The following is a 19870-nucleotide window of genomic DNA, read 5'->3' as shown; positions in this document are numbered from 1 at the left end:
TCCACGGCCCGAAAGGCTGCCTGATATCAGGCATCAGCCTCGAGCCATGTCAATGCTTCGCCCACCGTGAAGAAGGAGCCACACACCAGCACCTCACCGGCGGTCGCTTCCTCGACCAACCAGCGAGCAGCAGCCGTGACGGTGTCGCATTCAGCCAGCACTTCGCTACCACTCGCCCGCACCACAGAAGCCAGCTCGCTAGCCTGTCGACTACGTTCACCGCCCAATGTCGCCACGACAAATCCGTCCACGACGGGCGCCAACGCCTCAATGACGCCCCGTGCATCCTTATCCCCCAGCATGGCCAGCAAAGCCCAGCGAGGCTGCGTGGCGGCGTCACGATCACTGCGTTGATCGCGCGCTGCCAGTCGTTGCGCCAGATAGGTGGCGGCATGCGGGTTATGTCCCACATCCAGACACCAATCGCGCGCATGGCGCGTCAGCCACTGCATGCGCCCCTGGAGCTTGACGGTTGCCAGTGCATGACGCACCGCGACCGCATCAAGCATCACATCGGCCGCCACCAGCGCTGACAAGGCAGTAGCTGCGTTATCACACGGCAAACCAGGGTCTGGCAGTGCCTCAAGCGTCAGGGCCGGCGAGATCAAACGCTGCCATGTCCAGCGCGGCGCTGCATTGCCTGTGTCCATCTCATTCTCGTCTGACTGCCAGCGAAAATCCTGCCACAACACCTGGGGAGTGACGTCGAGCGTAACCGCATGTGCAGCACAGCTTGCCGGCAAGCCATCAGACCCAAAGATCGCCGGACGCCCAGCCCGGAGGATACCGGCTTTCTCAAAGCCGATATTCTCGATATCAGTACCGAGGAAGGCAGCATGGTCTTGCGCCACCGTGGTAATCACTGCCACATCGCAATCGATGATATTGACGGCATCCAAGCGCCCCCCCAAGCCAACTTCGAGAATCGCCAATGCTGGCTGTTGCTGAGCAATCAGCCACAGTCCCGCAAGGGTACCGGCTTCAAAGTAGGTAAGACTGATAACGCCGTCGCCATCACCTTCATCGGCATGGCGTGCTGAATCAATCTGCTCAAACGCAGTGATCAGCGCATCATCACTCACATTCTGACCATTGACGGACAGACGCTCGTTGTAGTGAAGCAGATGAGGAGAGGTATAGGTGGCTGTAGTCAATCCATGTGCGCGGCCCAGCGCATCAAGCATCGCCACTGTAGATCCCTTGCCATTCGTGCCAGCGACAGTGATGACACGCCCGCCAAGACGGCGGGCGTCAGGGCCAACAAGCCCAAGTCGCCTTGCGACGCATTGCACGCGAGACAATCCCATATCAATGCTGACAGGGTGCTGACACTCAAGACGTGTCAACCATTGGGCAAGCGTGAGGCCGCGCGGCACGGCCGCATGCAGAGGGGAGAGGCTGAACGGCTGCAATGCGTCAGACGCATTGCAGCCTGCCGGGTCGGTGCCCTGCTCAGCCATCGCGACGCTCGCCTTTCGGCTGATCGCTTGAGAAGGTCTCATCAAGAACGCTTTCCACGGCAGAGCGCGGCTCTTCCTTGACGATATCGCCTTCGACGACAACTTCAGCAACCTCTACGGATTCTGCGGTGACTTCCGGTGTTTCGACCGCGATGTCGTCTCCCTTGGTCATCGGTAATCCCTGCAGCTTGAGCAGGATACTGGAGAGGCGCTCACGCATGTCACGACGATGAATGATCATGTCGACAGCGCCATGCTCGAGCAGGAATTCAGAGCGCTGGAAACCTTCCGGCAGCTTCTCACGCACGGTCTGCTCAATGACACGCGGACCCGCGAAGCCGATCAGGGCATTCGGCTCAGCGACGTTCAGGTCACCCAACATCGCCAGTGATGCGGAGACACCGCCGAAGACGGGGTCTGTCAGCACGCTGATGTAAGGCACGCCCGCCTGCTTGAGCTTCTCAAGTGCAGCTGAGGTCTTGGCCATCTGCATCAGAGAGAACAGCGCTTCCTGCATACGCGCGCCACCGGAGGCCGCGAAGCACACCAGCGGAATATTCTCGGCCAGTGCCAGTTCTGCCGCACGCACGAATTTCTCGCCGACGACAGCACCCATGGAACCGCCCATGAAGCCGAACTCGAAGGCCACCGCAATCAGCGGCTGGCCGTCAAGAGATCCACGCATGGCAATCAGCGCATCCTTCTCTTCGGTCTGCTTCTGAGCAGCACTCAGGCGGTCCTTGTACTTCTTGGAGTCGCGGAACTTGAGACGATCGACCGGCTCAAGATCTGCGGCGATTTCCTCACGACCTTCACTGTCCAGGAACCAGGACAAACGTGCACGCGCAGTGAGACGCAGATGGTGGTCACACTTCGGGCAGACGTTGTCGTGCTTGGTCAGCTCCGGAAGGTACTGGACTGCTTCGCACTTGGGGCATTTACGCCACAGGCCATCAGGAATGGAGGTGCGCCGATCCTTGCGTTGGATACGGCTCATTGACGGCACAATCTTGTCAAGCCAGCTCATGGTGGGGAGGCTTCCGTTTTGCTGCTGTTCTGGGCACCGCTCGGCAAGTGCCGGCGGCCATGCGAGTTGGCACATATTCTCGGGCAATAACGCCTTCGACAATATGGCGGGCAGCTGCCATCACAGGGCAGCGCCAAAGAAAAAGTCCGTGCAACCCATTGGTCGTACGGCCAATTTCCAAATTCTGGGGATCATTGTAGCGGTTTCGCCCCCCTTGCGGGTAGTGCGAGATACCAATTGGGCGTTGCAGCGACTCCGCGACAAGCGTGCGCTCAGATGCGAGAAAGCACTTCACGACAGAATGCCTGCATACGCTCAACATCCTTTTCACCGGGCGCAGACTCGACGCCACCAGAGACATCGACCGCGTAAGGTGTCACCTGTTCCACTGCAGTGGCCACATTGTGTGCTTCAAGCCCACCTGCCAGTATCACCGGCAGAGGTAGCCCTGCAGGAATTCGCGACCAGTCAAACGTCTCGCCAGTACCGCCAGGCACGCCTGGACGATAGGCATCCAGTAATATTCCTCGCGCATCGTGGTAACGCAACACCTCTGCTGCCAGATCAATTCCATCGCGCATGCGCAACGCCTTGATATACGGACGACCGAATGCACGGCACATCTCAGGCGTTTCATTACCATGAAACTGCAAAAGATCGAGATAAGGCGCGGCGGCGATAACCTCAGTCTCATTGGCATCCACAAACAGTCCGACTCGCGTCACGAAGGCCGGAACATGGCGAGACAGCTCAGCCAGACGTTCAATGTCCACCGCACGCTTGCTGCCAGCCCACAATACGAAACCCAGTGCATCGGCACCGGCAGCCACAGCGGCGGTAATATCCTGCTCACGCGTCAGACCACAGATCTTGATGCGTGTACGGCTATATCTCGAGGACATCGTATCTGTCATGCGCGCTCTCCGTTCAGCGTGTTCGTCTACCGGCTACCTGCCGCAGGAATTGCCTGCTCATGCTCGCGACTGATGCGCTCGGCTTCTCGCGCAGCGTCAGCCATGCGAATCGCCTCGATCTCACTCAACTGACCTGCGGCCCGCGCCTCTTCAGCCCCCTCGGCTTCAGCCCGTGCAATGCGAGAGCGCGCCATCGGACAGTCTGGTAGCGGACGCTCACCAGTCCACTCCCCCAGATGTGCCATCAACCCCGGCCCTAGCGGCTCCTTGGGTAGCTGATAACGTGGCGGATAGATGACATCGACAAAGTGCAGGCCACACGCAGAGGCCGTAGCGCTCGAGCGTGTGCGATCACCACCGCGCATCAGTTCGACAATCCACTCTACCGGTTTCTCACCACGCCCAATCGTCATCAGGGTGCCGGCTACATTGCGCACCATATGATGCAGGAAGGCGTTGCCCTGAATATCAATCATCACCATATGACCGTGGCGACTGACCTCGATGAAATGCATATGCCGTCGCGGAGAGCGCGACTGGCAACCAGCAGCGCGGAAAGCGGAGAAATCAAGCTCACCGACCAGATGCGCTGCCGCCGCCTGCATGGCTGAAACGTCGAGAGGATCACGACACCAGGTCACGTTATGACGCTCCATCACAGGCCGAAAAGGCTGATTGACAATGATGTAGCGATAACGTCGCGCAATGGCGCTGAAGCGAGCGTGGAAATCACCAGGCACTGGAACAGCCCAATGAATACCGATATCGGGGGGAAGATTGACATTGCCACCCATACGCCATGCCTTGCGGCTACGGCCGATAGGGGTGTCGAAATGTACAACCTGACGCACGGCATGCACACCGGAATCGGTGCGACCACTGCAATGCACGGTAATGGGAGTCGACGCCACTTTTGACAGCGCCTTCTCGAGTGATTCCTGCACCGAAGGTGCATGACTCAGGCGCTGCCAACCACAGTAGCGAGTGCCATCATATTCAACGCCCAGAGCAATGCGCCCCGGGCGTTTTTCGTTATCATCCAGCGGTGTAAAAAAGGGCATCAGGTCAGACCAAAGCGCTCCATCAACGCCAGCGCCTCTTCACGGATCATGTCATCACTGGCAGTGGCCAGAGGTTCAAGCAACGCTGCTGCCTGTTCATCATCACCATCCACCAGTAACTGACGGGCTTTCTCCAACTGCTGGAAAGCCTTGGCATCCTGGGCGCCAGCCCCTGCCCCTGCCATGTCAGCAGAGGAGTAGCCGGCATTATCCAGATCCCCAGACTCGAACGCCACTTCCTCGACCTCGAATTCAGAGATATCGCGACGCGGCACCTCAACTTCCTCGATCGTCATGCTGTCTGGCGACGGCAGCTCATCTTCCGAGTCCATGTCGTTCGACGAGACTGATGTCTCTTGCGCATCACTGTCAGTATGCAGAGAGGTAAACTCAACCGACTCACCTTTTAGCTCGCTATCAGCGTTTTTAGGCATAGCGGTCACGACCGGTGTTTCCGTAGCATTCAATGTCAGCTCAGGCGCCTGATAATCAATGACATTGTCACTCAAGGTACTTGATTCACGTGCCGGCTTACGCGACTCGGCAAGAGTACCTTTGAGCCCCGGCTCGAATGCTACGCCCGGGTCGTCAGCGACAGAGTCGTCAGCAGCAGGGCCTTTGACGACAGGGCCTACATCAGAATGATCAGTGCCGGCACTCTCCTGCGTGGCTTCATACGCATCAGCATCCGCCGCACTCACGTCATTCGGTGTTGAGGACACAGACGGGGAACGCTGATTCGCCACACCTGACAGATGCGACACCTTGCGGCCCGACTGACTCATCGCACCACCTGCAACAGCGAGCAGTGTGCTGCCAACCTTGCTGTAGCGACTCATCAACGCTTGAGCTTCCTCGCGCTCTTCCTCGCTACCGGCCGCCATGACCTTTTCTCCTTCGAGGTGCAGCCCATCAGCGTTGCCCAGCTCACCATGTACGCCCATCAGCTTCACACGCAGATCCTGGCGCGCAGGATCTTCTGCCAAACCTGCTTCAAGCAAGGCCTGAGCCTGATCAAAACGCCCATAGGCGATAAAGATATCAGCCTCACTGATGACAGCAGACTCAGGCTGTGACAGTGGCTCGACGCCATGAACGCCACGCCGCACTGACAAGGCGGCTTTATCAACGGAGGATGCATCGCGGCTTGCAGCAGCGGATGACGCCGCAAAGGTATCCGGGAAAGCCCGCGGGCTGTCCATTGCAGGTTCATCCTTGCTGCGCACAGCATCGGCAAAGCTCATGCCCTCATCATCTTTCGGGCCGGAACGGCGACGCAGCAACAGCAATAGCAACAGCAGTACGGCACCTGCGACGCCCCACACAATAGCCAGATTATCCTGTAGCCATTTCCAGGTCGCCTGCGGCCACGGTTGCTCCGGCAATACCAGGTTGCCTTCACCGTCACGTGGCTGCCCAAGATCAACGCCAGCAGCTACCAGGCTCTCCGGTAACATCAGCGGCGTAATACCACTGTTGACGAGTAGGCGATTCTGCTTGGCCAACAACACCTTGGCGGTTTCCAACTGTTCGGTACGCTCTGACAACGAGGCACGCAGCTGTCCAACTTCACTGCGCAGGGAGGCCACTTCACTGCGCAGGTCATCGCGTTCCTTCTCGAGCTGATCGAGGCGCTGCTGATTGGTCAACAACTGATCTTCGAGTGACTCGAGACGATCGGACAACTCATCAATCGCCTGCTGATTGCCCACCGATATCCGCGCCTTGGACCCCGCACTGTTCGGCTGGCTGCTGTCTTCGTCAATCAATGTCAGACGCGGCTTGCCATCAGCACCGGCAGTCGCCGGCCCCTTGGTATTGGCCGTGGCTGTCGTCGGTGAAGCGGCATCAGTCTTGCTGCCAGCATCTGAAGAGTCGCTAGCCGGCTTGCTGGCGGGCGCTGGAATCGTATTGCCCTGGGCCCCAGCAACCCACTTCTGATATTGCTCACGAATCTCACGATCAGCAGCACTGCGCGAGCGACCCAACATGGCGTCGCGGTCCGGCACCTTCAACACGGCCCCTGCCCGCAACTTGTTGATATTACCACCAGGGAAGGCGTCTTCATTGGCAGCCTGAATGGCCAGCATCGCCTGGCGAATACTGACACTGGCATCCGGACGCACGCGACGGGCAATCGTCCACAGCGAATCACCGCTACGCACCTTGATGCTAGACGGAGAAGTGCCAGAGCCACTGCTGGAAGACGTACTGCGTGTAGATGCCTCTGATTGGCCAGATTGGCCATTGTCACGGAAGACCACCGAACGCGTAGGGGTCGAGTCATTGGTCGCCAGCGGTCGCGAGCGCGCACCCGCGGCAGTCACCAGTGCCGGTTGACTCGAGTAACCCGCCGGATCAAACAGCAACGTCACTTGACGCTGCAGCTTGCCATTGGGCCACTCGACATCCAGCAATAGATCAACATAGGGCTCACGTACTGCCCCGCTGGTTGTCAGCTGAAGATAGTACCCCCCCCCCTGCCGCTTGACGGTGACCTTGACGTCATCACTGACGTAACTGCGGTCGACTCCGGCACGCGTGAAAGAGGCGGAGTCAGAAACATTGGCCTTGATCAGACTCGCATCGAGACCCGAGGTCTCCGTCAAGCCGATACGTGCATCGAGCGGTTGGTTCAGGTTCGAACGCAACCGTGGCGATTCCATGCCGACTGCCAAGGCCTGTGCACTGAAGATGGCGAACGAGACCGCCAGTGCGAGAGGAAGCTTGCGTCCCATTGAGTGTCCCTTCGTATGCGGCCTAATCATTGCCCGACCTGCTCATTATGTTACGTATTCTTACATACAAGATACCAGAGAGTGCGCCCCGAGAATGACAGAAGGCGTCTCTGATACCGCAATAGTTTCAACGCTACAGGCCCAATGACAACTCAAGAATAGGCCAGACATACGAGATACCGCGAGTGACCAGCTCGCCGATACCAATGTAACGATATCCACGAAAAACTAATACCCGCCATCATGCATGAAAAACAGCAGTAAAAATCACAGAAAAGGTACCGTCAAAGCATGAAAATAATCATGCTTTGACGTGTCAATTGTAAAGCGCCTTGTCACATTAACTGCCGTGCATGTGGAAAAAGCAACGCCCCCGACTCCAATGAGAGCCGAGGGCGTTGTTTTCATCGTTTATTTATCGAGAGCCTGAAAGCTCAGCGACACACCATGCCAGCACAGCCACTATCAGGCGCCGCGATGCTCACGCAGGATCGTCAGCATACGCTTGAGCGGCTCCGCAGCCCCCCAGAGCAATTGATCGCCGACACTGAAGGCGGACAGGTATTCACCGCCCATCGCCAGCTTGCGCAGACGACCGACCGGCACTGTCAACGTGCCAGTCGCGGCAGCAGGCGTCAGATGCTTGATGCTGTCTTCCTTGGTGTTGGCGACCACCTTGACCCAATCATTGTGCTTGGCGATGCGGTCTTCGATCTCATCCAGCGGCACATCCTGCTTGAGTTTGATGGTGAACGCCTGGGAGTGAGAACGCATCGCACCGATACGCACACACAGGCCATCGATCACGATCGGATTACCCTGGCTATCGAGAATCTTGTTGGCCTCGACACCCGCCTTCCACTCTTCGCGCGTCTGCCCGGTCTCCATCGCGGAATCAATCCACGGCAGCAATGAACCGGCCAGCGGAGCACCGAACTGCTGAGTCGCGAAGTCGTCGCCGCGCATGGTGGCTGTCACCTTGCGATCAATGTCGAGAATCGCACTGGCCGGATCGGCAAGCTCAGCGGCTACGCTACCGTTGAGCTGTCCCATCTGGGTCAGCAGTTCACGCATATGGCGGGCACCGCTACCAGACGCCGCCTGATAACTCATGGAGGTCATCCACTCGATCATCCCAGCCTCGAACAGACCACCCAGCCCCATCAGCATCAAGCTGACAGTGCAGTTGCCGCCGACGAAGGTATTGGCACCCGTGCCGATCTTCTGATCAATGACATGGCGATTGACGGGGTCCAGCACCAGCACCGCGTCCTTGTCCATGCGCAACGTCGATGCCGCGTCAATCCAATCGCCCTTCCATCCGGCTTCACGCAACGGGCCAAAGACCTGTTTGGTGTAATCGCCACCCTGACAAGTCACGATGACATCCAGTGCTTTCAGTGCTGCGATATCTGTCGCGTCCTGTAGCGCCGGCACCGGGGCACCGACGTCAGGGCCGGGCTGACCGACTTGCGAGGTAGAGAAGAATACCGGCTCAATGCCCGCAAAATCGTTGTCATCACGCATCCGCTGCATCAGCACAGAACCGACCATGCCACGCCATCCGACGAATCCGACCTTCAACATGTTCATTCTCCTTGTTCATGCACAGCCTGATGAGAGGTATCACACTCCATCATCTGCAAGATGACTCACTGCGAGCACACCCACCCCATTCCTGAGCGCTCAGGCATTGGCAAGTGTATCGACGCTCCAGCCGTGAGTCGTGAAACGGCAACATGACGATGCACGTCACGCTGCCCGATGATTCTCATTCGTTATCAGAGCTGCGCCTTGAAGGCCGCCAGCACAGCATCACCCATCTCGGAGGTGCTCACCTTGCGGGTGCCGGCATACGCGATATCCGCCGTGCGCAGACCTTCATCCAGCACCACACCCACGGCTTTCTCGATGCGCTCGGCCCATGCGGCTTCATTGAATGTATAACGTAGCATCATCGCAACAGAGAGGATGGTCGCCAGTGGGTTGGCAATGCCCTGGCCCGCGATGTCCGGTGCACTACCATGACACGGCTCGTACATGCCCTTGCCATCGGCATTCAGTGACGCGGACGGCAGCATGCCGATGGAGCCTGTCAGCATGGAAGCCTCATCCGACAGGATGTCGCCGAACATGTTGCCCGTCACCATCACATCGAACTGCTTCGGCGCACGCACCAGCTGCATGGCGGCATTATCGACGTACATGTGAGTCAGCTCGACATCCGGATAGTCCGCAGCGATGCGCTCCATCACTTCACGCCATAGCATGGTGACTTCCAGCACGTTGGCCTTGTCGACGCTGCACAGCTTCTTGCCACGCTTCTGGGCAAGCTCGAAAGCTGTACGACCGATACGCTCGATCTCTGACTCGGAGTAGACGTAGGTGTTGTAGCCGACACGCTGGCCGTCACGCGTCTCGATGCCGCGCGGCTGGCCGAAATAGATGCCGCCGGTCAGCTCGCGCACGATCATGATGTCCAGCCCGGAAACCACTTCCGGCTTGAGGCTTGAGGCCTCGGCCAGCTGCGGGTAGAGAATCGCCGGACGCAGGTTGGCGAAGAGCTCAAGCTCCTTGCGCAACCCCAGCAGACCACGCTCCGGACGCAGCGAGATATCTTCAATCTTGTCCCACTTCGGGCCGCCGACAGCACCCAGCAGAATCGCATCGGCTGCCTTGGCAGCGTCCAGCGTCGCCTCGGGCAGCGGATGACCAGCCGCGTCATAGCCTGCGCCGCCGACCTTGCCTTCGCTCATCGTGATATCCAGACCGCCATCACGCGCAGCTTCAAGAATCTTGACCGCCTCAGCAGTAATTTCCGGGCCGATGCCATCGCCGGGCAGAATCAGGATATTGCGGCTCATCTGGAACTCCTTGGGCCGGAAATTTCCGGCAACACTGACGGTTCACCGCCAGAACTGAAACGGAACTCGCCGCACGTGATGGCGGCGAGTCATGACAAATCATGCGTTGGCTATCAGGCCGGCTGGCCATCGCGGAACAGCCACGGACGCGTCGCCCGGTGGCGAGTCTCGAAGCTGTCGATGGCGTCCTGATCCTTGAGGGTCAGGCCGATATCATCGAGGCCTTCCATCAGGCAATGCTTGCGGAAACCATCCACCTCAAAGGCAATCGCTTCCCCTGACGGCGTATTGACCGTCTGTGCGGCGAGATCGACATCAAGCCGATAGCCTTCGACGCCTTCGGCTTCCGTGAACAGACGCTCAATCGTTGCCTCATCCAGGGTGATCAACAACAGGCCATTCTTGAACGAGTTGTTGTAGAAGATATCGGCGAAGCTCGGCGCGATGACCACGCGGAAACCAAAATCAGTCAGCGCCCACGGGGCGTGTTCACGCGAGGAACCACAGCCGAAGTTACGGCGCGCGAGCAGTACGCTTGCACCAGCATAACGCGGCTGGTTGAGCACGAATTCGGTGTTCAGCGGGCGCTTGCTGACGTCCTGCCCGATATAGCCTTCGTCAAGATAACGCAGCTCATCGAAGAGGTTCGGCCCGAAACCGGTCCGCTTGATCGACTTCAGGAACTGCTTGGGAATGATCAAGTCGGTATCGACATTGGCACGATCAAGCGGTGCCACGAGGCCCTGCTGGCGAATGAACTTTTCCATGTCGGGCCTCCTAAGCGGCGTTGGTGTTGGGGGTAGTGATGGGGGCAAAGTCACGAACATCAACGAAGTGACCGGCAATCGCAGCGGCAGCAGCCATGGCCGGGCTGACGAGGTGCGTACGCCCACCGAAACCTTGGCGGCCTTCGAAGTTACGGTTGGATGTCGAAGCACAGTGTTCGCCAGCACCCAGCTTGTCGGCGTTCATCGCCAGACACATGGAGCAGCCCGGCTCACGCCATTCAAAGCCTGCCGCGAGGAAGATCTCGTGCAGCCCTTCTGCTTCGGCCTGCGCTTTCACCAGGCCAGAGCCCGGCACGACCATCGCCTGCTTGAGGCTTGCCGCCACGGTGCGGCCTTCGGCAACGCGCGCCGCTTCACGCAAGTCTTCGATACGCGAGTTGGTGCAAGAGCCGATGAAGACGCGATCCAGCTTGATATCGGTGATCTTCTGATGCGCGCTGAGGCCCATGTATTCGAGTGCACGCACGATGCCACGCGCTTCGGTCTCATCGCTGACGGCAGCCGGGTCCGGCACGACACCGTGAATATTGGTGACCTGTTCAGGACTGGTGCCCCAGGTGACCTGCGGCTCGATCTCTTCCGCCTGGAGCACCACGACCTTGTCAAACGCGGCATCGGTATCAGAGGTCAGCTCGCGCCAGTCAGCCACGGCGGCGTCCCACTGAGCGGCAGTCGGTGCATACGGGCGCTCACGCAGGTAGTTGATGGTGATGTCATCGACACCCACCAGACCCACGCGCGCGCCGGCCTCGATCGCCATGTTGCAGATGGTCATGCGACCTTCCATCGAGATGTCGCTGATCGCGGAACCGCCGAATTCAATCGCGTAACCAGTACCGCCGGCCGTCCCGATTTCACCGATGATGGCCAACACGACATCCTTGGCGGTGACGCCGGTGCCAAGACGGCCATCGACGCGCACTAACATGTTCTTCATCTTGCGCTGGATCAGGCACTGGGTCGCGAGCACGTGCTCGACCTCGGAGGTGCCGATGCCGTGCGCCAATGCCCCAAAGGCACCATGGGTCGCGGTGTGGGAATCGCCACACACCACAGTCATGCCCGGCAAGGTCGCGCCCTGCTCCGGCCCGACCACGTGCACGATGCCCTGACGCGCATCATTGATGGTGAACTGCTCGATGTTGAAGCTGTTGCAGTTATCGTCGAGGGTCTGCACCTGAATGCGTGAGGTTTCATCCTCGATGCCCGCGATACCCGCTGCGCGCTCCTTGAGAGAGGTCGGCACGTTGTGGTCCGGCGTTGCCAGGTTGGCATCCAGACGCCACGGCTTGCGACCGGCCAGACGCAGCCCTTCAAACGCCTGCGGCGACGTCACTTCGTGCAGCAGGTGACGGTCGATATAGATAAGTGCAGTACCGTCCTCGCGTTGCTTGACCAGATGCTGGTCCCACAACTTGTCATAAAGGGTCTGGCTGGCCATGTGTCAGGTCTCCTCGTTGCGCACGCGCTGCGGCGCTTTTGCTGCCTCGGGGCTCGTAACGGCCCCTTGATGAGGGTGTGTCGTCCAGTGTTGATGGCGACGTGGCGGGCGAAGGGTCACGCGTGAAAGAAAGCGTTCACTCCGACGTTCAGCCCCGTCTGGTATGGATTCAGAGTACGCGTCGCGGTAGCATAAAACCAATTCATCTTTTTTATGCTTTGGATTCCTTTCAGGAATACCAGTCACTTCCGCGTCAACGTGCTGACAGCCTCTCACGAAGTCGAGTGATGGTCAGATATCAACAAGGATAGCGCTTCGTCATGGACACACCCTCTTTACAGGCTTTTGTGGCCGTGGCCGAAGCGGCGTCCTTCTCGCTGGCCGCGGAGCAGCTGCACCTGACGCAGCCTGCGGTCTCCAAGCGTATTGCCGTACTGGAGCAGCTGCACGGCGCACGTCTGTTTGACCGTATCGGGCGTCGCGTCACGCTCACCGAGGCGGGCAATATCTTGCTACCGCGGGCGCGTGCCATCCTGGTGATGCACGATGACACGCGACGTGCCCTGCGCAATCTTTCGGGTGAGGTGAAAGGCAGCCTGACGATGGCGACCAGTCACCACGTGGGATTGCATCGTCTGCCACCGCTGCTCAAGGCATTCACCCTCGCCCACCCCGAAGTGCGCATGGACATGCGCTTTCTGGATTCGGAACAGGCCTATCAAGGGGTTCTGGATGGGGAGCTGGAACTGGCCGTCGTCACGCTGGCACCACATCGAGATCCCAACCTGACGGTGGTACCGGTGTGGCTGGACCAGATGCGCTTCGTCTGCGGACGCGATCATCCGTTGGCAGGCCACAAGGCATTGCCGCTGTCGGCCCTCTCGCAGCATGACGCCGTGCTGCCGGGCCACCTGACTTTCACGCGCGGCATCGTCATCGACACCTTCGCGCGCGATGGCCTGTCAGTGGAGGTCTCGATGTCCACCAACTATCTCGAGACCCTCAAGATGATGGTTGCCATCGGCCTGGGTTGGAGCGTACTGCCGGAAAGCATGATCGACGGTGATATCGAAATCCTGCCCATCGACCACCGCCCCATCGAACGCCAGCTCGGTTATCTCTATCACAACAACCGCACCCTCTCGAACGCCGCCAGCGCCATGATTGAATTACTGGAAGGTGCGAGGGATGCGGCGTCGCGAGGCTAGCGTAAACTCATGCTCCTTCTTGAATCACAACTGGCTTTCTAGCTTCATTATTAGCTACAGCGGAAATCATACTTCCTATTATCGCGGGTGAAGTAAGCCCTATCTGAAAAGCTACTATTGCCCCCATGCTTTCCCCCGAAATTATATAAATAGATGAAACCACGGCACCTAAAAACCCAAGACATATAAAAAGAAAAGTATACCTAACACACGCTCTTGTCTTTGTGACCTTATCCTCCGCCGCGCGCCCCATATATTCACATATCTTAAAAGATGCGAGTATAAATCCACCCAACGATGCAATTATTACCAAATGAAAATTTTCTAACAATAAATCATATGCTTGAAGACTAGATGTAGGGTGCCGGATGATCAAATTTCACAACGAAGCTATCCTTTGTTAGCCTCTTGTGAGCTCATCAAGCAATTTATTCAGGAAAGGCTTCATGGACATCAAGCTGCATAAGCAAGCGACGACGACACCGAAAATTCGTGCCGACATCCAAGCAGCTCCTGCCAGCATGACGAACAAAGATCTCGCTCGTCAGTTTGGGGTCAGCATCTCAACCATCCAGCGCTGGCGTTACCGTGATCATATCCAGGATCGCTCACACACACGCCATAACCTGCTGGCGACTCTGACCTCTGAACAGGAGGAGGTGGTCATCGCCACCCGCGAACTGATACGCCTGGGGCTTGATGATCTACTTGTCGTCGCGCGTGAATTCCTGAACCCCAAGCTGTCACGTTCCGCGCTTCAGCGCATGCTCAAACGACGTGATGTGCCGACTCTCGCCAAGCTGGCGCGGCGAGATGCGGAAGGGGACGAGAAGCCCAAACACCGGCCTTTCAAGGATTATGAGCCCGGATATGTGCACATCGATATCAAGCACCTTCCCCAAATGCCTGACGAAGATCAGAAGCGCTATCTCTACGTCGCGATTGATCGCGCCACTCGCTGGGTATATCTGGAGGTCAGATCAAGCCAATCTGCGAAGGACGCCCAGGCGTTCATGAAGCGGGTGAAGGAGAAGGCTCCCTTCACGATTCACACCGTGCTCACTGACAACGGCAAATCATTTACCGATCGTTTCACCGTGGGAGGTGAACGTAGGCCCAGCGGGCGCCATCTATTCGATCAGGAGTGCCAAAGCCATGGTATCGAACATCGATTGATCAAACCGGGAAGACCGCAGACGAACGGGATGGTGGAGCGCTTCAATGGCCGTATCAGTGATGTATTGGCGACTCGGCGCTATGACTCAAGTGAGGACTTGGAACAGACGCTTGAGCGTTATTGCTGGCTATATAACTACCACATTCCTCAGAAGGCACTACATCACAAGGCGCCAATCGCAGCGATGAAGGAATGGCAAGCCGAACGGCCGGAGTTATTCACTAAGCTCGTAGTTAATCAGACGGGACCCGACAACTAGACATCACCTATATCCACCCTTTTTGTGGAGAATATATCGATGAAGCGATCCATAAAAGATGCAGTTTTAGAAAACCGCGCCTTGGTGGTGATCAAATAATCGCCAGATGCTGATTTACGCCTAAGTATTTTTGCTTTATGTAATAAATACTCATCTGACTTAAATATCTTAACTATATCTCTTTCATTAACACCAAACTGTTTAGCGATGCCCGGAAATATCCTCACAGAATATCTTTCATCATTTAAAGCAGATATTATCTTCTCTCGCTCTACCACATTATCTTTAACAACACCTACAGCTCTGATGTTTTCCCTCACTATAGACTTAAGCCTAGGTTTTTTCCTTTTATTATTCATATCGCTCTCCACAATCACGGTATAAACCATCATTATCAACAAAACAAATTGTTACTAAAAAGCCAGCCTAAAACGGCTGGCTTTATTACTATAGGCTAAATATTTTACCGAGCTTCTCAGCTTTTATCCGACTCCTCCGACCCGCTAGCTGTCTTGTTCGCCGCAGGCTTGGCGCCGTCCTTCTTGGCCTCTTCCGCTACCTTGGTAGCAGTAGGCTTGCTGGCCGACGTGCTATTGCTCGGCGTGGCAGCCTTATTCGTCTCTGTAGGCTTGCTGGCAGCGGTACTGGTATTGCCTTTTTCTTTCGATGTAGCCGCGCTGGATGACGCTGGCTTGGCGGTGGAAGTACTGCCAGTCGCTTCGCCAGTAGTCGGTTTGGAGGTTGCGGGCTTGGCAGTCGATGCCTTGGCAGCAGAGGCCTTGGGCGTCGCTGCCGTCGACGGCTTGGCAGCAGAGGCCTTGGGCGTCGCTGCCGTCGATGGCTTGGCAGTAGAGGCCTTGGGCGTCGCTGCCGTCGATGGCTTGGCAGCAGAGGTCTTGGGCGTCGCTGCCGTCGATGGCTTGGCAGCAGAGGTCTTGGGCGTCGCTGCAGTCGATGGCTTGGCAGCAGAGGCTTTGGGCGTCGCTGCCGTCGATGGCTTGGCAGCAGAGGCTTTGGGCGTCGCTGCCGTCGATGGCTTGGCAGTAGAGGCCTTGGGCGTCGCTGCCGTCGATGGCTTGGAAGCAGAGGACTTGGGCGTCGCTGCCGTCGATGGCTTGGAAGCTGGCGCTTTTGAAGCCGATGCTTTGGAAGCAGCACCTTGGGATGCTGCAGACTTCTTGGCAGCAGCGCCCGACGCTTTCGGGCTAGCCGTGGCATCATTCGCCGCCTGAGAGGAGTTGCCACCCGTCTTGGCCGATGCGCCCTTGGAGGCATCATCATCCTTGGGCTTGGTGGCACCACCCGTCATCGCCGACATCATCTCTTCCAGCGGTAACGTGACCTGCTTGAGCGCATCAGTCATCGTCTTCTCGGCCGTTTGCTGCACGTCGCGCACGCCCTTGAGTTGAGCCTCGACAGCACTGGCAACCTCTTCCGGTACCGCCTGACCCAACACTTCAGGAATGGTCTGACGGACATAACGACCCGGTGCTTCTTCGATCACGGAAAGCTTGCCTTTGCCTGGCACACGGGCAGCGACTTGCTTCTTGGGGTCCACGAAGCCGTTGTCCGTCATCCAGGACTGCCAGTCATTCCACCACGAGCCTTCGTGGTCTTCACCACCTTCAAGCCAGGCATCAGCGGAGGCCGGCAGACTGTCATTGGTGACGTAGCCGTACTTGTTCTTCTGCGGCGGATTGACGATACCGGCAATGTGACCAGAACCGCCAAGGACAAAGCGCTTGATGGAAGACTTCGGCAGCTGGGTGCCGGTGTAGGTGGTCTGCCACTTGGCGATATGGTCTTCACGCGCCGAGACCCAATAACACGGTGTTTCGATCTGCGAGAGATCGATCGCCACGCCATCCAGCTCGATACCACCGGGCTGAATCAGGCGGTTTTCCAGATACATGTGGCGCAGATACCAGGCATGCGTACCAGCCGGCAGGTTGGTGCCATCGGTATTCCAGTACAGCAGATCAAACGCCGTCGGCGCTTCGCCCTTGAGATAGTTGGCGACATAGAACGACCAGAAAAGATCATTCTCACGCAGCAGATTGAAGGAGAACGCCATCACGCGGCCATCCAGATAGCCGTCCTTCTCCATCTGTTTCTCTAGCCCTTGCAGCACCGGCTCATTGAGGAAGACACCGATCTCACCGGGATCAGAGAAGTCCTGCAGCGTCGCCATGTAGCTGACGGAGCGCACGCGGTCTGCCTGCTTCTCTGCCGCCAGGTAGGCCATGGTGCTGGCCGTCAGCGTGCCGCCGATGCAGTAGGACAGAATATTGACCTGCTTCTCACCGGTCGCCTGTTCCATGGCGTCCATTGCCGCCAGCGGCCCCATCTGCATGTAATCCGCCCAGGTCAGATCACGCTGCCCTGGCCCCGGATTGCGCCATGAGATCAGAAACACCGTATGGCCCTGCTCGACCAGCCAGCGCACCATCGAGTTGTCCTGACGCAGATCGAGGATGTAGTACTTGTTGATCCATGGCGGCACAACCAATAGTGGCGTGCTGAACGCCTTCTCGGTCGCCGGACGATATTGAATCAACTGGATCAGCTCGTTCTCGAAGACCACATCACCTGGCGTCACGGCGATATTGTCCCCCAGACGGAAGGCTTCAGTGTCGGTCATCGCGACATTGATACCCTCGGCGGAGTTGCCCAAATCCTCACGCAAGCGCTTGAGACCATCAATCAGGTTGCGCCCGCCGGTTTCACGCGTGGCACGCTGCACTTCTGGATTGGTAGAAGCAAAATTGGACGGCGAGAAGGCACTGACATACTGCCGCGCATAGAATTCGAGATTGCGCTTCTGCTCTGTCGGCAGGCCTTGAATGCCGCTCAGCATCTCATTGACGGCACGCGAGAACAGTAGGTACTGCTGCACAAGGAAGTGGTAATAGGGTTCGTTTTGCCACGCCTCATCACGGAAGCGACGATCGGAGCGCGCAGGCGAAATCACCGGTTCCACGGTTTCGCCGCCCATCTCACGTAGCGTGCCTTGCAGCAGAGCCATCTGGTCCTGGAACAAGCGAGTCTGGGTCGACATCAGTAGCTGAGGATCACGAGCCAGTGCTTCAGCACCGGCCTTGAAGCAACTGCCCATCTCATCGTAGATGGTGGAGGCGGCGGCGCTGGGCCATAGCTTCTCCAGCATATCGCTCATCAGTGCCTGATATTGGGTGCTGGCTTCCTGGACCACACTGGTCCATTCACCGCCATCCGCTCCCTCGGGAAACAGGCTGGAAAACGCCTGAGTGAACGCCTGCTGCTGGGCTGAGTGCATATCGCCCTTCCTCCTTGTCATTGGCTATCGAAACATGGCTGTCGAACAGATGCCGACATGCGCTATTCAATCGAACCGAATCCTTCCGTCCCGTAACAGTGCCTGGGTCAAACACGTTGACCGGTTGCCGTCATTGGCGACCTGCACTGCGACGGCATGCGCTCTCAACCCTCAAAGGCATGCCATGACTGACCATGACGAACATGGTAGTCCGCTTTCCAATGCGCTCGAACCAAGCAAGGCCCTTTCAAACGCGCAGGTAAAACGAGCTACTATTTCTTGCCAAACTATCTTTTTGTCAAACTACCTCTTGCCAAGGTGTCGAAGATCACTCGACAGGAGCGCCTTCAGCATGCGCCCGTCCATGTCGCAAGGGCAATCCCTGAACGCGGCCCACAAAAAGGCTGACGCGAACGCCAGCCTTTTGAATATATCAGCCTTGTTTGGCGCGGCTGACGGCACTCGCTGGCTTGCTGCTAGCGGTAGATGCCGCAGAAGAGGTCTTTTCAGCGTCGTACTTGCTGGCCTCGTACTTGCTGGCCTCGTACTTGCTGGCCTCGTACTTGCTGGCCTCGTACTTGCTGGCCTCGTGCTTGCCTGCATCAGAGTAGGCCTGTTCGAGCTGGGTGCGCATCTCGCTACTCATCTCGGCCAGCCTCATGGCATCATCCATCATCTGCTGAGATAGCTCGCTGACGACTTCGACCTGGCGATTGCTGAATTCGCTGAGCCCCTCAATCCCTTTCACTTCGGTAGCGGCGCGCGCGCGTTCGATACCGGTATCGGTCAGGCGCTTGGCGGCCTCCATTTGATACTCGGCGACCTTGCTCATCTGGTCGAGCATCAGGGTATTGAGCTTGCGCATCGGCTGGTAAAAGCTGCGGGCCTGCTCGGTAAAGGCATTGAACATTTGATCCTGCTGCATGACGGTCCCTCCCATGGATTCCGTACCGGAGATACGCGCAGACACGCTACGTATCTACAAAGCACAGCGCTATGCTGCACTGCACAAAGACTAGTCTGACCCGATAACGGTTGCAATCCCATCACCGCAATTGCCCGTGACTTTTTCCTCTTGATTCCTCTACCACGCGGCAGTCGTTCAGCTGCGCTTACTGCGTGAACGCGCACTGGCGGAACCATCACTACCCGCCTTGTCGGCGGTAGAGTCACGCTCAGCCTCCGCTGACCTGGAGGTCGCCTTCTGCTCGCCGCCACTAGCCGTCTCTGCATTCCCAGCGGCGCCTTGCTGGCCAAACTGCTGCAACGTATCGAGCATCATCTTCTGATACTGATTGAACGCCGCCATGCCCTGCGCCATGCTCTCCCCCATGTCACCCGGAACGCCGCCTTGACCGCCAGCACCCGCCGACTTGCCAAAGGTTTCGCTCATGCTGTCGGCCATCCCGGGCGGCATGAACTTGGCAAAGGGTGTACCTGCGCCCGGTGTCATCAGTGGCTTGAGCAAACTCATCGGGTCGTAACCCTCGACCCCGGCTTCCATCTGGCGACGAAAGCGCTCCATCAGCTCCTGCTGAAAGGCTTCCACATCCGGCAGACCCATGGCCTGACGAAACTCCTGAGGCGTGAGGTCGAACTCAACGTTGATCTTCATGGCAGGATTCCTTGTGTTAGTCC

At 57.8% G+C, this 19870-nt stretch carries 14 protein-coding genes and 1 pseudogene; 2 read left to right on the top strand and 13 right to left on the bottom strand.

What is annotated here, in order from left to right; translation table 11 throughout:
* Positions 1 to 26 precede the first annotated feature (26 nt).
* From GQR90_RS05055 to leuC, 9 genes are all read right to left on the bottom strand, one after another.
* Positions 27 to 1460: a bifunctional folylpolyglutamate synthase/dihydrofolate synthase gene (locus GQR90_RS05055; RefSeq protein ID WP_158773164.1), complete on the bottom strand. Its 1434-nt coding sequence runs from the start codon at positions 1458 to 1460 to the stop codon at positions 27 to 29.
* Positions 1453 to 2487 (bottom strand): acetyl-CoA carboxylase, carboxyltransferase subunit beta, encoded by a 1035-nt coding sequence (gene accD, locus GQR90_RS05050; RefSeq protein ID WP_158773163.1) that lies wholly within the window; start codon positions 2485 to 2487, stop codon positions 1453 to 1455. The genes GQR90_RS05055 and accD overlap by 8 nt, the downstream gene beginning before the upstream one ends.
* 272 nt (positions 2488 to 2759) lie before the next feature.
* A complete protein-coding gene (locus GQR90_RS05045) occupies positions 2760 to 3401 on the bottom strand; it encodes a phosphoribosylanthranilate isomerase (protein ID WP_233266437.1) in 642 nt (213 codons plus the stop codon).
* Between the two features lie 26 nt (positions 3402 to 3427).
* On the bottom strand, positions 3428 to 4462 hold the full coding sequence (gene truA, locus GQR90_RS05040) for a tRNA pseudouridine(38-40) synthase TruA (protein ID WP_158773162.1): 1035 nt from the start codon (positions 4460 to 4462) through the stop codon (positions 3428 to 3430).
* A complete protein-coding gene (locus tag GQR90_RS05035; protein ID WP_158773161.1) occupies positions 4462 to 7200 on the bottom strand; it encodes a FimV/HubP family polar landmark protein in 2739 nt (912 codons plus the stop codon). Before GQR90_RS05035 ends, truA begins: the two co-directional genes overlap by 1 nt.
* Before the next feature lie 465 nt (positions 7201 to 7665).
* A complete protein-coding gene (asd, locus tag GQR90_RS05030; protein ID WP_158773160.1) occupies positions 7666 to 8787 on the bottom strand; it encodes an aspartate-semialdehyde dehydrogenase in 1122 nt (373 codons plus the stop codon).
* Positions 8788 to 8981: 194 nt separating this feature from the next.
* Positions 8982 to 10064 carry a 3-isopropylmalate dehydrogenase gene (gene leuB / locus GQR90_RS05025; RefSeq protein WP_158773159.1) on the bottom strand — a complete coding sequence of 361 codons (1083 nt, stop codon included), beginning with the start codon at positions 10062 to 10064 and terminating at the stop codon, positions 8982 to 8984.
* Between the two features lie 113 nt (positions 10065 to 10177).
* Positions 10178 to 10831: a 3-isopropylmalate dehydratase small subunit gene (gene leuD / locus GQR90_RS05020; protein ID WP_158773158.1), complete on the bottom strand. Its 654-nt coding sequence runs from the start codon at positions 10829 to 10831 to the stop codon at positions 10178 to 10180.
* A 10-nt stretch (positions 10832 to 10841) separates the two neighbouring features.
* A complete protein-coding gene (leuC, locus tag GQR90_RS05015) occupies positions 10842 to 12293 on the bottom strand; it encodes a 3-isopropylmalate dehydratase large subunit (protein ID WP_158773157.1) in 1452 nt (483 codons plus the stop codon).
* 320 nt (positions 12294 to 12613) lie between these two features.
* Here leuC and GQR90_RS05010 point away from each other — a divergent pair, with 320 nt between their 5' ends.
* Entirely contained in the window at positions 12614 to 13501 is an 888-nt protein-coding gene (locus tag GQR90_RS05010; protein WP_158773156.1) for a LysR family transcriptional regulator, read from the top strand.
* A 446-nt stretch (positions 13502 to 13947) separates the two neighbouring features.
* Positions 13948 to 14937, top strand: coding sequence for an IS481 family transposase (locus GQR90_RS05005; protein WP_158773155.1), 990 nt, complete (start codon positions 13948 to 13950; stop codon positions 14935 to 14937).
* On the opposite strand, the gene GQR90_RS05000 is transcribed toward GQR90_RS05005, so the two are convergent.
* The 4 genes and pseudogenes from GQR90_RS05000 to GQR90_RS04985 all read right to left on the bottom strand — a co-directional run bounded on the left by GQR90_RS05000 (position 14934) and on the right by GQR90_RS04985 (position 19847).
* Entirely contained in the window at positions 14934 to 15296 is a 363-nt protein-coding gene (locus tag GQR90_RS05000; RefSeq protein ID WP_158773154.1) for a hypothetical protein, read from the bottom strand. The genes GQR90_RS05005 and GQR90_RS05000 overlap by 4 nt on opposite strands.
* A 1085-nt stretch (positions 15297 to 16381) precedes the next feature.
* Positions 16382 to 18112 (bottom strand): annotated as a pseudogene (gene phaC / locus GQR90_RS17595) (class I poly(R)-hydroxyalkanoic acid synthase); the annotation flags it as partial.
* Positions 18113 to 18665: 553 nt separating this feature from the next.
* Complete coding sequence (locus GQR90_RS04990; RefSeq protein ID WP_158773153.1) at positions 18666 to 19157, bottom strand: phasin family protein; 492 nt, start codon at positions 19155 to 19157, stop codon at positions 18666 to 18668.
* 177 nt (positions 19158 to 19334) lie between these two features.
* Entirely contained in the window at positions 19335 to 19847 is a 513-nt protein-coding gene (locus tag GQR90_RS04985) for a DUF6489 family protein (RefSeq protein WP_158773152.1), read from the bottom strand.
* Positions 19848 to 19870: the final 23 nt, after the last annotated feature.

Origin of the sequence: Cobetia sp. L2A1, assembly GCF_009796845.1 — a bacterium.
In the GTDB taxonomy this organism is placed as follows: Bacteria; Pseudomonadota; Gammaproteobacteria; order Pseudomonadales; family Halomonadaceae; genus Cobetia.
Note: the sequence above shows the minus strand (reverse complement) of the source record. Positions and strands in the feature narration are given on the sequence as shown.

Excerpts from the sequence above, each read along its gene's own strand:
- GQR90_RS04985 (WP_158773152.1), bottom strand. The coding sequence starts at position 19,847 with ATGAAGATCAACGTTGAGTTCGACCTCACGCCTCAGGAGTTTCGTCAG.
- leuB (WP_158773159.1), bottom strand. The coding sequence starts at position 10,064 with ATGAGCCGCAATATCCTGATTCTGCCCGGCGATGGCATCGGCCCGGAA.
- leuD (WP_158773158.1), bottom strand. The coding sequence starts at position 10,831 with ATGGAAAAGTTCATTCGCCAGCAGGGCCTCGTGGCACCGCTTGATCGT.
- GQR90_RS04990 (WP_158773153.1), bottom strand. The coding sequence starts at position 19,157 with ATGCAGCAGGATCAAATGTTCAATGCCTTTACCGAGCAGGCCCGCAGC.
- GQR90_RS05010 (WP_158773156.1), top strand. The coding sequence starts at position 12,614 with ATGGACACACCCTCTTTACAGGCTTTTGTGGCCGTGGCCGAAGCGGCG.
- leuC (WP_158773157.1), bottom strand. The coding sequence starts at position 12,293 with ATGGCCAGCCAGACCCTTTATGACAAGTTGTGGGACCAGCATCTGGTC.
- GQR90_RS05005 (WP_158773155.1), top strand. The coding sequence starts at position 13,948 with ATGGACATCAAGCTGCATAAGCAAGCGACGACGACACCGAAAATTCGT.
- asd (WP_158773160.1), bottom strand. The coding sequence starts at position 8,787 with ATGTTGAAGGTCGGATTCGTCGGATGGCGTGGCATGGTCGGTTCTGTG.
- accD (WP_158773163.1), bottom strand. The coding sequence starts at position 2,487 with ATGAGCTGGCTTGACAAGATTGTGCCGTCAATGAGCCGTATCCAACGC.
- truA (WP_158773162.1), bottom strand. The coding sequence starts at position 4,462 with ATGCCCTTTTTTACACCGCTGGATGATAACGAAAAACGCCCGGGGCGC.
- GQR90_RS05035 (WP_158773161.1), bottom strand. The coding sequence starts at position 7,200 with ATGGGACGCAAGCTTCCTCTCGCACTGGCGGTCTCGTTCGCCATCTTC.
- GQR90_RS05000 (WP_158773154.1), bottom strand. The coding sequence starts at position 15,296 with ATGAATAATAAAAGGAAAAAACCTAGGCTTAAGTCTATAGTGAGGGAA.
- GQR90_RS05045 (WP_233266437.1), bottom strand. The coding sequence starts at position 3,401 with ATGACAGATACGATGTCCTCGAGATATAGCCGTACACGCATCAAGATC.
- GQR90_RS05055 (WP_158773164.1), bottom strand. The coding sequence starts at position 1,460 with ATGGCTGAGCAGGGCACCGACCCGGCAGGCTGCAATGCGTCTGACGCA.